Here is a 14,365-nt window from a genome sequence, read left to right on the forward strand (position 1 = left end):
GCATGCCGCTCACGCGCTCACCGAGGTGGACGCAGGCGCCGGCATCGCGATGAAACCGGGCAAGCTCTGCACGCGTTGCAACCATGCACCGATCGCCGGCCAGCGTTCCAGATCGAAGCCGCCGTCTTCGGCGCAATGCGTGTACGCAAACAGGGCGATGTCGGCAATGCCGTAGTCGTTGCCGGTGAACCAGGCATGTTGCTGCAGATGCTGCTCCATCACCGCCAGCGCCTGCTCGCCACGGACGCGCAATTGCGGCAGTTCGGAGCGGCGCACTGCATCGCGCGGTGTCCACAGGCTGATGAAACGCGCCACCGCCACATACGGCTCATGGCTGTATTGCTCGAAGAACATCCAGCTCAATGCCTGCGCGCGCTGCCACGCATCGGTGGGCAGATACGGCGTGCCTTCGGCCAGCCAGAACAGGATCGCGTTGGATTCGGTCAGCACGCGGCCGTCGTCGCGCTCCACCATCGGCACCTTGCCGTTGGGATTTTTCATCAGATACTCGGGCGTGCGGGTCTGCCCCGCCGCGCTGTCGACCTCCACCCAGTGATAGCGGCTACCCAGTTGCTCCAGCAGCAGACGCACCTTGTAGCAATTGCCGGAACTGGACATGCCATGGACGGTCAACGGGGGACGCACGGTCGACATCAAGCTGGCTCCACGGCAATACACAGGGGCTGGCAGTGTCACAGCCCGGCGTGTCTTTGCAAAGCCCTGCACCGATTCGGTTGCAAGGCGATGCGGTCGCGTGCGCTGCACTGCCCTGCGAGCCCGGGCCATGCAGCGCGTTGCATCAGCGTGTCACCAGCACGCCCACCGGCACGCCCAGCACGACGATCAACACGCACAGCCCCGACACCGTCAATGCCAGCGCGCCAAACGCATAGGCTCGCCTGCAAGCGGCCACGCCAGCCACCGCCTGCACCGCACACACCGACCACCACAGCCCACCCAGCAGCATCAGCAGTACGTACATGACCAGCTTTGCCACGCGTACAGGATCGCGCACGCCGGTCTGCAGTACGGCCAGATCGCCGCCCACTGCAACCAGCCCCGCCAGCAGGCAGACCAGCCACGGCAAGGCGCTGCCCAGCAGCGCCGGCAACAGCTGGCCGAACCGCGTCGCGCTGCCCATCCAGCGCAACAGCTGCTGCAGCAGCGCGCAACCGCACAGCGCGATCGCCAGCATCACCACCGCCGCAATGGCCAGCAGCCACAGCGGCCCCGGATGCACGCCCATCCACGACGACAGCACCACGATCAGGCCGAACACTGCCCACGCGCTCCAGCGTAGACCGGCCTGCTGGTGCATGCGCTGCGCCACGCCGTGCGGATCGAACAGCATCCCGCCCAACCCACCGCCGCGCCACCAGAGCAGACACGCCAGCACCAAGACGATCAACGCAGCCAGCCCGGCAACCGGATAGCCCAGCGCACGCCAGTTGGCTGGCGCGTTGCGGCGCTGCGGCTTGAAGTCGTGCGTGAAGTACAGCAGGTCGCGTGCGCGCTCCATGTCGGCCGCCGCACGCTTCACGTCACTGGCCGGAATGCGGTCGGCGAACCGTTGCCACTCGCCCACGATGACGACGCGCCCGTCCTGCATGGAGATCGTGCGCGAGAACCGGAACCACGGATTGACCACCGTTTGCGTGTCCGCGTCCACCCGGATCACCGGATCGGTCTGCACACGCACGGTCTGACGCGCCAGCTGCGGGCCGCGCAATGCCAATGGCCCCTTGCGCGCTTCCTTGGGCAAGGCGTCCATCCAGTCGCCGAGCTGGAACAGCGGGAAGCCGATCTCGTCGCCCTCCCGCGCCGGCCACTCCAACCGGTAGGCCTCGTGCGTCCGCACATCCAGCGCATTGGCATCGTCGATGGTGGGCACGGCGACCTGGGTCAGCGCGGAGTAGTACTGCTGCATGAACTCCAGATAGCGCTCGCCCACCGCCTGCGCACCATCGTTCTCGAAACTGGCCGCCACGCGTTCGCCGCGTCCCTGGCGATAGGCCGTGTCCACGCTGAAGGTGGCCAGCCGCTGCGGTTGACGCAACGCGATCACCACGTCCTCGTTCACTTCGATCTGCGGCAGCGTCGGCATCGGCGATGGCACTGCCACCAGCTCGGTCTGCCCGGCCAGCACCGGCAGTCCGCGCACGAATGGCAGCGGCCGGCGTTGCGCAAGCGGGCCGTCTTCGCGGTCGCGGGTGGCATCCACCCACACCTCGCCCTGTGGCAGATGCGCGCGCACCACCACATGATCGAACGCGTACGGGCTGGGCAAGCGATTCTCCAGCCCGTGCCCACTATCGCTGCTGACCAACACCGGCTCGGCACGGATGCCGGCCAGCTGCAGCAGCGCGATCAACAGCGTCGCCTTGTCCTTGCAGTCGCCGTAGCGGTTGCGCAGCGTCACTTCCGGCGTATGCGGCGCATGCGAGTTCTCGCCCATGTCCAGGCCGACGTAGCGGATCTCGCCCTGCACGAACGCCACAGCACGCAGCAATGCGCCCTGCGGGTCGTCGCTGCGCAGTTGCAGGCTCTGCACCATGCGCTCGGCAATGCGCGCGTCCTTGAACCCGCGTGGATACAGCTGCGCTGCCCACGCCGCCACCGTTTCCCAGTTGCCGGCAGTGGAGACTTCGATCAAGCCATACGGATCGACATCGGGCGGCGCGCCCTTTTCTTCCTGCACGGCGGCGAGGTTGTGCGCTGCGATGTCCAACGTCGCCACATCACCGACACGGCTGACGTTGCGGCTGAAGCCCGGCGCGCTCACCCGCCACTGCAGCCCCATGGCGGCTGGGTGACGCACGCGCACCCGGCGCTCGCCCAGCGGTACGCCATAGCGCGCATCGAACACGTCGTAATAGCCCTTGCCGAACACCGGATTGCTGCCGGTGATGGTCACGCCATAGTCGACCCGGTCGCCCACGCGCAGATCCGGCAAGGTGATCGACAGCGTCAGCGCGCCATCGATCAGGCCATCTTCCAGCCCGCTTTCGCGGCGCAACTTGGCGTAGTGCGCCTGTTTGCGCATGTCGATGCGCTTGCCATCGCGCCAGACGTCCAGGCTGTTGAGTTCGAGGCGCTGGTACTGCGGCTGGTAATCGATGGAAATCTGCCCGGCTTCGTCCAGGCTTTTTGCGCGCTGCACGGTGTAGCTGAGGCGGCGATACGCCTGCGGCGCGCGGCCGGTCAGATCGACCTGATCGGACACCAGCTCATAGCGCAGTCCGCTGGCGCCCGGCACGTTGCCCGGCACCGCATCGGCGATCACCCAGGCCGGCGCCGGCGCCATGCTCGGCGCTTCGTCGGCCTGCGCCGGCGCAATCACCAGGGCGGTGCCAACCAGCACGCATATCGCCCGGAAGACGCCCCGCAGGCGTCGCGTCACATCCTTGCTGATCAACACCCACTCCTCGTTAGAATGCATTGAGTCCGGTCAGTGCACGTCCCACGACCAACTGGTGCACGGTCTCGGTGCCCTCGTAGGTGATCACCGACTCCAGGTTCAGCGCGTGCCGGATCGCCACATGCTCGGTGGTGATGCCGGCTGCGCCCAGCAGATCGCGGCACTCGCGCGCCACGTCCAGCGCCATGCGGCAATTATTCCACTTTGCCAGCGAAATCTGTTCCGGCCGCAGCGTGCCGGCATCCTTCAAGCGCCCGAGTTGCAGCGCGAGCAGTTGCGCGGTGGAAATCCGCCGCGCCATATCGGCCAGTTTGATCTGGGCGCTTTGCGTGGCCGCCAGCGGCCGGCCGAACAGCATGCGCTGCCCGCTATAGGCCAGCGCTTCACGCAGGCAGGCCACCGCCGCACCGATCGCGCCCCACGCGATGCCGTAGCGTGCCTGGTTGAGGCAGCCCAGCGGCGCCTTCAAGCCGGCCGCGTTCGGCAGCCGCATCTGCTCCGGCACGTACACGTTGTCCAGGAACAGGCCGGACGTCACCGAGGCGCGCAGGCTCATCTTGTGCGCAATGTCCTGCGCACTGAAACCGGCGCTACCCGTGTCCACCAGAAAACCGCACACCCCGTCGTCGGTATGCGCCCAGATGATCGCAATGCCGGCAATGCTGCCGTTGGTGATCCACATCTTGGCGCCGTTCAAGCGCCAGCCATCGCCCTCGCGCACGGCGCGCGTGGTCATCGCCGCCGGATCCGAGCCGCCTTGCGCCTCGCTCAGGCCGAAGCAGCCGATCAACCGGCCGGCGGCCATCTCCGGCAACCAGCGTTGACGCTGTTCGTCGCTGCCGTAGGCATGGATGGGATACATGCACAACGAGGACTGCACGCTGACGAAACTGCGCAGGCCACTGTCGCCGCGCTCCAGCTCCTGGCAGATCAGCCCGTAGGCGACCGCTCCCAATCCCGCACCGCCATCGCGGACCGGCAGGCTGGCGCCCAGCAGCCCCAGCTCCGCCAGTTCCGGCACCCACTCGCGCGGGAAGCGCCCCGCATCGAAGGCATCGCCGATCGCCGGCAGCACCCGCGTGTCGGTGAAGCGCGCCACGGCGTCCTGCACCGCCCGTTCCTCGTCGGTGAGCAGCGCGCGGACATCGAACAGATCATCGGGACGCAGCGGCATGTCGGCTTCCACTCCAGGAGAAGCGGCGATTATCCGTCAGTTGCCGGCCCACCATGGCGCCGCATCGCCGCGCGCCGGACCCACCAACGAAAAGAGCCGGCAATGCCGGCTCTTTTCTGCTATCGCAGCGATCCTGTGAAGGACGGCCGCCAGCGTTTTACTGCCGCGTGCTGCCCGTCTCCACGCGAACACCCCGGTCACCGGCGGTGGAAGCGGTCTGCGTCACCAGCTGACCATCGACCACCGGCAGGCGATCGCTGGCCGGCTTGTCATTCATGCGCACGGTCTTCTCGAAGCCGTCGTAGCGATAGGTCACGTCGTAAGCCACCACGTTATCGGCATCGCCCAGCGAGATGCGCTCGCCCGGCTTGCTGTCCATGCGCATGGTGCCGGTGGTGCCATCGGCATTGCGGTAGGTCACGTCGTAGCCGACCACACGTGAGGACTGCGAGTTGGCGTTTTCGGTATGGCACTGGCGCTCGGTGCGATCGACCACGCGACCGCCGACATGGTTGCGGTCCACACGGTTACCGATCAGGCCGCCACCCACGGCGCCGGCCGCGGTCGCCAGCTTGCGGCCATTGCCGCCGCCGACCTGGTTACCGATCAGGCCGCCAATCACAGCGCCGGCCACGGTGCCGCCGACGTTGCCGTCACGCTCGGGAAGGCGCTCTTGCACCACCACGTCGCGGCAGACCTCGCGCGGCGAGGAACTGGTGGTGGTTTCACGAATGGCAGCGCTGTTGACGACCTGCGCGTACTGCGGTTCGCGCTGGCTGATCGGCGCCACCTTGACCACATCGGCGTATTCCAGACCACGCGGTGCGGGCTCGCCATTGGCCACGAAATCACCGGACGATGGACGGTTGTTCATGAAAGCGGCAGTGGCCACGCCTCCGACCAGCAAGGCACCGGCGGCGACCAGTATAGTTGTCGTGTTGCTCTTCATGACCAGCTCCCTGCGGACGCGCCGCGTTGTTGACGGCGCTGATTCCAGCACGGGAACCCTGAACAAAAACGCCCTCGCTCATGAACGCGGCGGTTAAGTTCAGCTAGCGGTTACTTCATGGATCTCTAACAGCCGGAGCATTCGCATGCGAAATCCTCTTACCTCGCGCGCCCTGGAGTGGGCCGGCAAGCTGCGCTATCCGACGCTTTTCAAGCTGGCCGCAGCGCTGTTTCTGGTGGATCTGGTGATCCCGGACCCGATTCCGTTCCTGGACGAATTGCTGTTCGGCCTGACCACGCTGTTGCTGGCCAATTGGAAGACGCGCAAGGCGCCGCTGCCCGCACCGGTTCGCCGCGATTGATGCAACTGATCGACAGCCACTGCCATCTGGATGCCGGCGAGTTCGACCACGACCGCGCTGCGGTGATCGCACGCGCGCAGGCGGCCGGCATTACCCGGCAGGTGGTTCCGGCGATCACTGCCGCGAGCTGGCCTGGCCTGCGCGAGGTGTGCAGGCAGGCGCCGGGCCTGCATCCGGCCTACGGGCTGCACCCGATCTTTCTCGATCAACACCGCCCCGCGCACCTGGACCTGCTGGCCGAGTGGATCGAGCGCGAGCGCCCCTGCGCCATCGGCGAATGCGGACTGGACTTCTATCTGGACGGGCTGGATGCGCGCGCGCAGCGCGACTATTTCGATGGCCAGTTGCAGTTGGCCAAGCATTTCGACCTGCCGCTGATCGTGCACGCGCGCCGCGCCACCGAAGAAGTGATCGCCCGCATCAAGGCAGTCGGCGGCCTGCGCGGAGTGGTGCACAGCTTTGCCGGCAGTCCCGAACAGGCGCAGCAATTGTGGAAACTGGACTTTCTGATCGGCCTCGGCGGCCCGGTGACCTACCCGCGCGCCAATCGTCTGCGCGGACTGGTGGCGACGATGCCGCTGCAACACCTGTTGCTGGAAACGGATGCGCCCGATCAACCCGACGCGGCCATTCGCGGGCAACGCAACGAGCCGGTGCGCCTGACCACCGTGCTGGACTGCATCGCGCACCTCCGCAACCAGGCCGCTGCCGACATCGCCGCGCAGACCAGCGCCAACGCGGAGCGGTTATTTGGCCTGGCGGCCTGATTCACTACGCGGCGTCGCACCAGGCAACGTCACGCACAGGACTTACGACGCCGCAGCAACCTCGGCCGCCGGCCCGGCGACGGCGGCCTTGGGCTTGAGCAGCATCTCCAGCGCCTTGCCCACCGCGACAAACGCAAACGTGCCGGTGATGTGCGTGGCAGCGCCCAGCCCTGCCCCGCAGTCCAGCTTGAGCGTGGCATCGGCATCCAGTTGCGGGCGAATGCCGCAGACACTGCCGTCGGCCTGCGGATATTTGACGTTCTCCAGCGAATACACCGCCGGCACGCCGAAGTAGCGCTGCGGATTCTTGGGGAAGTTGAACTCGCTGCGCAGCTTCTTGCGGATCAGCGCCAGCATCGCATCATGCTCGGTGCGCGAAACATCGCGCACCCGCACCAGGGTGGGATCGGTCCGGCCACCGGCAGCGCCGACGGTCAACAACGGCAACTTGCGCCGACGGCACCATGCGATGGTTTCCACTTTCACCCGGAAACTGTCGCATGCATCGATGACCAGGTCGAAGTCGTCGCCGAGCAGGCTTTCGATATTGCCGGCAGTGAGAAACGACTCCACCGCGTCGGCGTCGATTTCCGGATTGATCGCCACACAGCGCTCGGCCATCGCGCGCGCCTTGTTGCGTCCGTACTGCCCCGCCAGCGCCGGCAATTGCCGATTGGTGTTGGACACGCACAGGTCGTCGGCATCGATCAGGCGGAGATGCCCGACGCCGGTCCGCGCCAGCGCCTCGACCACCCACGAGCCCACACCGCCCATCCCGACCACCGCCACGCGGCAGACCGACAGCCGCTCCACCGTGCCGACTCCATACAGCCGGTCGATCCCGGCAAAACGTTCACGCCATTGTGCTTTCATCGGCCTATTTTACGCGCGCCACCCGCGCGTTCACCAAGACGCATCATTCCGGAACCAGCATCCATGCCAGCCACGCCTCCCAGGCAATCACGTGCGACCCGCTACGCCTTCATGCTGGTGCTGGGTCTGTTGATCGGGCTGGTGACCACCGTCATGGTGGCGCGCGTGCTGCAGGCCAGACGCGACCCGGTGCCCGATAGCCTGATGCAGGTGATGGCCTACCAGCTGCGCGCGCTGCAGCCGGCAACCAGCAGCGCCTGCAAACCGCCCACGCAGCGGGCGCGACTGCAGTCGCTGCGCCTGTTGGCCGACGAATTGGAACCGGCCTTTCCTAATATTGGTGAGGACCGCCGCTTCATCGCCCATGCCCAGGCGCTGCGCGCAGTGCTGGAACAGGCCCAGCAGACGCCGCTGACGGATTGCGCAGCGACCGCAGGCGAAAAAAACCGCATTTCCGAGGCCTGTGAGGCCTGTCATCGCGAATTTCGTTGACCGCTCGCCCCACTGCGCGCGAACGGCAGCAGATGACCTCGGTAAATATGTCGTGCGGTTTTCGTTAAGCCTGGAGTGATCCAGTTGGCAGGCCGTTCACCCAGCGCGTTACAGGATGACGTCGCCGCGGCCCCGACCGCTTTTTTGAACACCCGGAGAGACTCCATGAAAACCCGACTGCTCGTCATCGGCCTGGCTGCCACCGTCACCCTGGTCGGCTGCGCCACCTCGCAGCCCCAATACGGCAGCTATCGCGGCGACCGTGGATACGACCAGGGCAGCCCGCAACAGGCACCACGCTGCGTGGATTGCGGCATCGTCACCCGCATCGATGAAGTGGGCCCGACCCGTAGCGCGCCCACCGGCACCGGCGCGGTGCTCGGCGGCATCGTTGGCGCAGTCGCCGGCCGCCAGATTTCCAAGGAAACCGGCGGCAGCAAGGGCAACAAGAACGTCTCGGCGGTGGCCGGTGCGGCCGCCGGCGCGCTGGCAGGCAACGCGATCCAGAACAACGTCACCAGCGACAGCTTCGATGTGCAGGTGCGCATGGATGATGGCCGCGTCATCGTGGTGAACCAGCGCGACCTGGCCGGCGTGCGCGAAAACGCCTACGTGCGCGTGGTCAATGGCAAGGTCGTGCTGCGCTGATCCAATCACGCAAGGCAGCAGCACCGACATCGCTCGCCACCAGGCAGGCGCTGTCGGTGCCGGGATTGGCATGCACATGTCGTGCAGTGCGGTTTTCCGTGCTGTCTGACCTGCCCGCAGTCTCCGGCCACATGCCGTCGGCAATGCGGCTCGTCGCGTGAAACAGCAGAAAGGCCCGGAAACGGGCCTTTCTGCTGCCTGCCTGGCGCAATACCGCGTTTGCGCGGCTCAGACCACCTGGACTGCATCGGCCTGCAGGCCTTTCTGGCCTTGCACGACGGTGAAGCTGACCTTCTGACCTTCCTTGAGACTTTTGAATCCCTGGATCTGGATCGCGCGGAAATGGACGAACACGTCCTCCCCGTTTTCGCGACTGATGAATCCAAACCCCTTGGCATCGTTGAACCACTTCACGACACCATTCTCGCGCTCGATGTTGGACATCTCGACTGACTCCCTACGACACTGTGATGGACTGGCGGCGGTCGCTGTGATTGCAAGGAGGAAGCGAGGTACAAGGATGTAGCGGATCGAGCGATCTACCGCATCAGGCCACGATTCGCGGTGACCTTTGCAAACAGCAGCGGCAGCAACTTAACCCGCAAAAAACCAATTTTCAAGCAGCCTTTTCGAATTTTGTCAAGGCCGAAACAGGACACTTCTGAACCATCATGGATACAACCGTTGTCTATTACGTCCTGGCTGGTGCGCTGGTGCTGGTTGGCCTGGCCGGCGTCGTGCTGCCGGCCTTGCCCGGCTTGCCCTTGGTATTGGCGGGCTTGCTGGTGGCCGCGTGGGCCGATGGCTTCAACCATGTCGGCGGGATTCCGCTGGTGGTCCTGGGCCTGATCACCGCGCTGTCGTTCGTGGTCGATTTTCTGGCAACCCTGTACGGGGCGCAGCGCGTGGGTGCCAGCAAGCTGGCGTTGTGGGGGTCGGTGATCGGCGCCATCGTCGGCATCTTCTTTATGCCCATCGGCCTGTTTGTCGGCCCGTTTGCCGGCGCATGGATCGGCGAGTACTACCAGACCCGTAAAACCGGCCAGGCGACCAAGGTCGGCATCGGTACCTGGCTGGGCATCATGCTCGGCACCGCGACCAAGCTGGCGCTGGGCCTGTGCATGCTCGGCGTGTTTGCGATCGCCTGGTTTTTCTAGCGCCCTGACCGCGGCCGGATCGCGCCGCGCTATCGGTGCGGCGGCACACGCTCGCCAACCAGTCCAGCTGGGGGCCCCCCCCCGATCGGATGTTATGCCGGCGTGTACACATTGCGCATGCAGACGCGGCCGTTAAGCTTCGCATCTCTGCGCCGGCCTGGCGCTTTCACCATCGACCACACTGCCCATGTCCAGACACCGTACCCGCCCCTTGATGTTGATTGCACTGGCGGCCGCACCGCTGGCGCATGCGCAGGAAATCGCACCGACCCCGGCATCGCCGCAAGCCTGCACCTCGGTCACCTCCGATGCCGCGCGCCTTGCCTGCTACGACCAGGCACTGGGCCATACGCCGCAACTGACTGCCGAGGCCGACGCCGCCGCGCAGATGGCCAAGCAGAAGGACGCCCAGCCGCAGGACAAGCGCACGAGCAGCCGCGTCGGCGATTTCTTCCGCGCCGATGGTCAGGACCAACCCAAGGCCGAGGCGGTCGCCAACGCCGGCCGTGGCTCGCTGCTGGATCGCCGCTGGGAGCTGGCCAAGGATTCCAAGCTGGGCACGTTCCAGCTGCGCGGCTACAAGCCGGTATATCTGTTGCCGGCGTTCTGGACCAGCAACTCCAACCGCACCCCGCAGTCGCCGAACCCGGCCAACTCGGTGTCCACGCCGCAACAACTGGACAGCACCGAGCTCAAGTTCCAGCTCAGCTTCAAGACCAAGGTGGTCGAGGATGTGTTCGGCGACAACGGCGACATCTGGATGGGCTACACCCAGAGTTCGCGCTGGCAGGCCTACAACGCCGATGCCTCGCGCCCGTTCCGCGAGACCAATTACGAGCCGGAAGCGATGCTGGTGTTCCGCAACAACTACAGCCTGTTCGGCTGGAAGGGCCGCATGAGCGGCATCAGCATCAATCACATGTCCAACGGCCGCGAAGATCCGTTATCGCGGTCCTGGAACCGGGTCATCCTCAATGTCGGGCTGGATCGCGAGAACTGGGCGTTGACGCTGCGTCCGTGGTTCCGCATCAAGGAAGACCGCGTCGACGACAATAATCCCGATATCGAAGATTACATGGGCCGCGGCGACGCCACCCTGGTCTACAACAAGGACGGCCACGAGTGGGCGTTGATCGCGCGGCATTCGCTGCGCGGCGGCGACCGCTCGCACGGCTCGCTGCAGCTGGATTACGGCTTCCCGATCACCAACCTGCTGCGCGGCCATGTGCAGGTGTTCGACGGCTACGGCGAAAGCCTGATCGACTACAACCACAAGGCCACCTATATCGGCCTGGGCGTCTCGTTGCTGGAGTGGTTCTAAGCGCTTGTCGTGCACTGGCCGACGGCTTGCTGGCCAGTTGCCACCGCCGCCTCTGAAAGGGCTGCGCCGGCTATTGCGCTGCCCGCCTGCATGCGCGACCGAAATCCGCTGTGGCATGCACCATGCCAATTGCGATTCAACGCAGCGGCGACATCGGCCTGACTCGTACTCGCCATGCAAGTCGCCACCCGCGCCACCCGCCAGGCCGTCGATGACACGCCTGGCAGTCGCGCGGGTGGCGCCGTCGCGTTGGCCGGTGGTCTGCTGGCCGCGTTAGCCGGCGCAGGCGGTTTCGTTGCAAAACGCTTGCGGCCGGGCCCGCGGACTGGGAGCATGACGGCATCACCTCCCGTACACGGCCGAACAGGCCATCCCCGCCGACAGGACGTCCAATGGCCCGCCCGCATCGCTCCTTCTTCGCCTACGCTTCCGCGCTGCTCGGCGTGCTCAGTCTCATGGGCGTGGTGTGCTTCCACTTCCCCGACCTGTTGACCAGCCGCGAATTCCGCGCAGCCTACAACGAGCAATTCGCCCGTCACCTTCTTCTGGTGGGATTGGTCGCTGCGTTTTTGCTGGGCACCTTTGCCATCCTGCGCGACCGCAACAAGCGCATCGCCCTGGTCGGCGTGGGCAGCGCAACGCTGGCGGTCCTGTTTGGCGGCACCAACGTGCAGTTGGATACGATCGGCCGCACGCCCTACTCGCTCGGCCTGGACTGGTTTGTCATCTCGCTGTTTTTCTCGGCACTGGTCTTCGTGCCGCTGGAACGCTATCTGGGCAAGCGCCGCATTTCGCCGTTGCGCCCGGGCTGGCGCACCGATATCGGCTATTTTTTTATGAGCCATGTGCTGGTGCAGTTCATCCTCATCCTGGTCACCGCCTCCACCGGAAGCATCGCCGGACTGGCCGCATTTCCATCGCTGAAAGCGGCAATCCAATCCATGCCGGTGTGGGCACAGTTCCTGATCGCCGTGTTCGTCGCCGACATGGCGCAGGCATCGCTGCACCGGGCATACCACAACATTCCCTGGCTCTGGCGCTTCCACGCGGTGCACCATTCCAGCCGCGAAATGGATTGGCTGGCGGGGTCGCGCATCCATTTCGTGGAAATCGTGTTGACCCGTAGCGCGGTGTTGTTGCCGCTGCTGATCCTTGGCTTCTCGACACCGGCAGTCAACGCCTACGTGATTCTGGTCGGCCTGCAGGCAGTGCTTGCGCATTCCAATCTCGGCCTGCGTTTCGGCTGGCTGGAATATGTCCTGGTGTTGCCGCGTTATCACCATTGGCACCATGCGCGCCAGCAGGACTATATCGACGTCAATTACGCCATCCATCTTCCGTTGGTGGACATGCTGATGGGTACGTTCAAGCTGCCGCCGGATCGCGACGCCTGGCCGCAGGAGTACGGCGTGATGAAACTGGAAACGGTGCCCAAGGGGTTGATGCGCCAGCATCTGATGCCATTCCGTCGGCGCAAGACCTTCGACGATTATGTCGATTGACTCCGTCGCAGTGGCGATGAAGCGATTGCACGCAGCATGATCTGCCGACTGGCGCGCAGCGAGCGCGCCGCCTTATCCGTACGCGCACCAACCATGCAGTAACCACGGACTAACCGGCGTTTAGAAACACGTCGCAGCAGATGGACGCATGGCAAAGGCGTCGATGTGCATCTTGCCGATGGCGCAGGCACTGGCCGGCGCCATCGCCGAGGCGAACGATCCGCCAATCAGACGTCGAAGAAATCCACTTTGCCGTCTTTCAGCGTGTAATACGCGCCGACCACGCGCACATTGCCGGCGCGCAGCGGTTCGAGCAGCGCAGGTTCGGAGGCAGCACGCAGACGATCGACGGTGCGCTTGACGTTGGCCTTGACCGAGGCGGCCAGCAGATCCTCGCCCCCCTGGCTCTTGGCGGTCAGCACCGCCGGCACGATGGGCTCGATCATCGCGCCGATCGCGCCAGGGTAAAACGCGTTCTTTTCCACCACCGATACCGCTGCAGCCACGGCGCCGCAACTCTCGTGGCCCATCACCACCACCAGCGGAACACCGAGCTGACTCACCGCATATTCGATCGACCCCAGCGCAGTGGTATCGACGGTGTTGCCGGCATTGCGAACGATGAACATTTCACCCAGGCCGCGACCGAACAGCAGTTCCGGCGGCACGCGCGAATCCGAGCACGACACCAGGATCACGAACGGGGTCTGACCCAGCGCCAGTTCCAACCGGCGCCTGCTGTCGGAAATCACCTTCTTCGGGCGGTTTTCGACGGACGCGGCATTGCCGTCACGCAGAACCTGCAATGCCTGGCCGGCATTCAAATCGGTTTTCTTCGACGGTGCCGCGCGTACCGCCAACGGCAGGGACGTGGCAGCGGCCGCGATCGGCGCGCAGCAGGCGCATTGCAGCAGTTTTCGACGAGATGCGGAATGCGACATGGACGAGCCCCCCTGAGCTCTGAGTGTGTGCCGATCGTACACCGCAGCGGGCGCGGAAAATCGCTACACGGCGCAGTGATTCAACATTGCTCGCACGCTCACTGGACAATTCAGGTCCAGTCCGTCAGCCCTTCGCGGCGGTAGGTTTCCTGGAACGCCGGCCGGGCCTTCATGCGCTGCGCATGCGCCTGCAGCGCCGGCCAGGTATCGGTCGGACGCGGCATGTTGCGCGACCAGCGCATCAGCATGGTGAGCATGAAGTCGGCCGCCGACAGGGTCTGGCCCAGCAGGTACGGGCCAGTGGCCTGCAGGTGGGCATCGACCTGGCTCCAGGCCGCTTCGAGTTTGTGGCGTGCCTGCGCCTGCGCGGCATCGGCATGCTCGGCACCCGCCGGCTCGCCCGGGTAGAACCAGGCGCGATAGGCCGGCTGCAGCGTGTTGGCGCAGAAGAACATCCACTTGTAGTACGCGGCGCGCTCGGGCGTGCCGAGCGGTGGTGCCAGCCCGGCCTGCGGATGCAGGTCGGCCAGGTGCAACACGATCGCGGCCGCCTCGGTCAGCACCTGTCCGTCGAGCACCAGCGTCGGCACCACGCCGGCCGGATTGAGGGCCAGATAGTCGGCCGATTTCTGCTCGGCGCGCTCGAAGTCCAATGCGTGCAGGACGTGCGGCATATCGAGTTCGATCAGCAGCCAATGCACGACAAATGCTGCGGTGCTGGGGGTGTGGTAGAGCGTGTTCGACATGGGACGTCCTGTGCGA

Annotated in this window: 15 protein-coding genes; 7 read left to right on the plus strand and 8 right to left on the minus strand. The window is 65.4% G+C overall.

The features are described from left to right. Positions 1–9 precede the first annotated feature (9 nt). From GGR61_RS01250 to GGR61_RS01265, 4 genes are all read right to left on the minus strand, one after another. On the minus strand, positions 10–654 hold the full coding sequence (locus tag GGR61_RS01250; RefSeq protein WP_184620204.1) for a glutathione S-transferase family protein: 645 nt from the start codon (positions 652–654) through the stop codon (positions 10–12). A 145-nt stretch (positions 655–799) separates the two neighbouring features. Continuing rightward, the gene (locus GGR61_RS01255) at positions 800–3,343 is read right to left on the minus strand and encodes a DUF3857 domain-containing protein (protein ID WP_184620525.1); all 2,544 of its coding nucleotides are present in this window, start codon (positions 3,341–3,343) and stop codon (positions 800–802) included. An 85-nt stretch (positions 3,344–3,428) separates the two neighbouring features. Further along, positions 3,429–4,604 (minus strand): acyl-CoA dehydrogenase family protein, encoded by a 1,176-nt coding sequence (locus GGR61_RS01260; RefSeq protein ID WP_184620205.1) that lies wholly within the window; start codon positions 4,602–4,604, stop codon positions 3,429–3,431. A 145-nt stretch (positions 4,605–4,749) separates the two neighbouring features. Then, entirely contained in the window at positions 4,750–5,541 is a 792-nt protein-coding gene (locus GGR61_RS01265) for a glycine zipper 2TM domain-containing protein (RefSeq protein WP_184406034.1), read from the minus strand. Positions 5,542–5,686: 145 nt separating this feature from the next. On the opposite strand from GGR61_RS01265, the gene GGR61_RS01270 reads away from it, so the two are divergent. Beyond that, positions 5,687–5,902 carry a DUF6116 family protein gene (locus tag GGR61_RS01270; protein ID WP_184406032.1) on the plus strand — a complete coding sequence of 72 codons (216 nt, stop codon included), beginning with the start codon at positions 5,687–5,689 and terminating at the stop codon, positions 5,900–5,902. Next, entirely contained in the window at positions 5,902–6,669 is a 768-nt protein-coding gene (locus GGR61_RS01275; protein WP_184406030.1) for a TatD family hydrolase, read from the plus strand. Before GGR61_RS01270 ends, GGR61_RS01275 begins: the two co-directional genes overlap by 1 nt. A 42-nt stretch (positions 6,670–6,711) precedes the next feature. On the opposite strand, the gene GGR61_RS01280 is transcribed toward GGR61_RS01275, so the two are convergent. Continuing rightward, positions 6,712–7,542 (minus strand): tRNA threonylcarbamoyladenosine dehydratase, encoded by an 831-nt coding sequence (locus GGR61_RS01280; RefSeq protein WP_184406028.1) that lies wholly within the window; start codon positions 7,540–7,542, stop codon positions 6,712–6,714. A gap of 63 nt (positions 7,543–7,605) precedes the next feature. Here GGR61_RS01280 and GGR61_RS01285 point away from each other — a divergent pair, with 63 nt between their 5' ends. Beyond that, positions 7,606–8,034 (plus strand): hypothetical protein, encoded by a 429-nt coding sequence (locus tag GGR61_RS01285; RefSeq protein WP_184406026.1) that lies wholly within the window; start codon positions 7,606–7,608, stop codon positions 8,032–8,034. 165 nt (positions 8,035–8,199) lie between these two features. Further along, on the plus strand, positions 8,200–8,682 hold the full coding sequence (locus tag GGR61_RS01290) for a glycine zipper 2TM domain-containing protein (RefSeq protein ID WP_184406024.1): 483 nt from the start codon (positions 8,200–8,202) through the stop codon (positions 8,680–8,682). Between the two features lie 228 nt (positions 8,683–8,910). On the opposite strand, the gene GGR61_RS01295 is transcribed toward GGR61_RS01290, so the two are convergent. Further along, complete coding sequence (locus tag GGR61_RS01295) at positions 8,911–9,126, minus strand: cold-shock protein (protein ID WP_003483561.1); 216 nt, start codon at positions 9,124–9,126, stop codon at positions 8,911–8,913. 227 nt (positions 9,127–9,353) lie between these two features. Between GGR61_RS01295 and GGR61_RS01300 the strand changes: the two genes are divergently transcribed. The 3 genes from GGR61_RS01300 (at position 9,354) to GGR61_RS01310 (ending at position 12,662) form a co-directional block, all read left to right on the plus strand. Then, entirely contained in the window at positions 9,354–9,839 is a 486-nt protein-coding gene (locus GGR61_RS01300) for a DUF456 domain-containing protein (RefSeq protein ID WP_184620206.1), read from the plus strand. A gap of 187 nt (positions 9,840–10,026) precedes the next feature. Beyond that, positions 10,027–11,160, plus strand: a complete 1,134-nt coding sequence (locus GGR61_RS01305) for a phospholipase A (protein WP_184620207.1) — start codon at positions 10,027–10,029, stop codon at positions 11,158–11,160. A gap of 392 nt (positions 11,161–11,552) precedes the next feature. Next, on the plus strand, positions 11,553–12,662 hold the full coding sequence (locus GGR61_RS01310; RefSeq protein WP_184620208.1) for a sterol desaturase family protein: 1,110 nt from the start codon (positions 11,553–11,555) through the stop codon (positions 12,660–12,662). A 227-nt stretch (positions 12,663–12,889) separates the two neighbouring features. Here GGR61_RS01310 and GGR61_RS01315 read toward each other — a convergent pair whose 3' ends face one another. Both GGR61_RS01315 and GGR61_RS01320 read right to left on the minus strand, forming a co-directional pair. Beyond that, complete coding sequence (locus GGR61_RS01315; RefSeq protein ID WP_184620526.1) at positions 12,890–13,528, minus strand: carbonic anhydrase; 639 nt, start codon at positions 13,526–13,528, stop codon at positions 12,890–12,892. Between the two features lie 185 nt (positions 13,529–13,713). Then, positions 13,714–14,349 (minus strand): glutathione S-transferase family protein, encoded by a 636-nt coding sequence (locus GGR61_RS01320; RefSeq protein ID WP_184620209.1) that lies wholly within the window; start codon positions 14,347–14,349, stop codon positions 13,714–13,716. Positions 14,350–14,365 lie beyond the last annotated feature (16 nt).

The sequence above is a fragment of the Xanthomonas sp. 3058 genome, assembly GCF_014199765.1.
Lineage (GTDB): Bacteria > Pseudomonadota > Gammaproteobacteria > Xanthomonadales > Xanthomonadaceae > Xanthomonas > Xanthomonas campestris_B.

Coding starts and splice junctions, on each gene's coding strand:
- GGR61_RS01250 (WP_184620204.1), bottom strand. CDS start 654: ATGTCGACCGTGCGTCCCCCGTTGACCGTCCATGGCATGTCCAGTTCC.
- GGR61_RS01265 (WP_184406034.1), bottom strand. CDS start 5,541: ATGAAGAGCAACACGACAACTATACTGGTCGCCGCCGGTGCCTTGCTG.
- GGR61_RS01270 (WP_184406032.1), top strand. CDS start 5,687: ATGCGAAATCCTCTTACCTCGCGCGCCCTGGAGTGGGCCGGCAAGCTG.
- GGR61_RS01275 (WP_184406030.1), top strand. CDS start 5,902: ATGCAACTGATCGACAGCCACTGCCATCTGGATGCCGGCGAGTTCGAC.
- GGR61_RS01280 (WP_184406028.1), bottom strand. CDS start 7,542: ATGAAAGCACAATGGCGTGAACGTTTTGCCGGGATCGACCGGCTGTAT.
- GGR61_RS01285 (WP_184406026.1), top strand. CDS start 7,606: ATGCCAGCCACGCCTCCCAGGCAATCACGTGCGACCCGCTACGCCTTC.
- GGR61_RS01290 (WP_184406024.1), top strand. CDS start 8,200: ATGAAAACCCGACTGCTCGTCATCGGCCTGGCTGCCACCGTCACCCTG.
- GGR61_RS01295 (WP_003483561.1), bottom strand. CDS start 9,126: ATGTCCAACATCGAGCGCGAGAATGGTGTCGTGAAGTGGTTCAACGAT.
- GGR61_RS01300 (WP_184620206.1), top strand. CDS start 9,354: ATGGATACAACCGTTGTCTATTACGTCCTGGCTGGTGCGCTGGTGCTG.
- GGR61_RS01305 (WP_184620207.1), top strand. CDS start 10,027: ATGTCCAGACACCGTACCCGCCCCTTGATGTTGATTGCACTGGCGGCC.
- GGR61_RS01310 (WP_184620208.1), top strand. CDS start 11,553: ATGGCCCGCCCGCATCGCTCCTTCTTCGCCTACGCTTCCGCGCTGCTC.
- GGR61_RS01320 (WP_184620209.1), bottom strand. CDS start 14,349: ATGTCGAACACGCTCTACCACACCCCCAGCACCGCAGCATTTGTCGTG.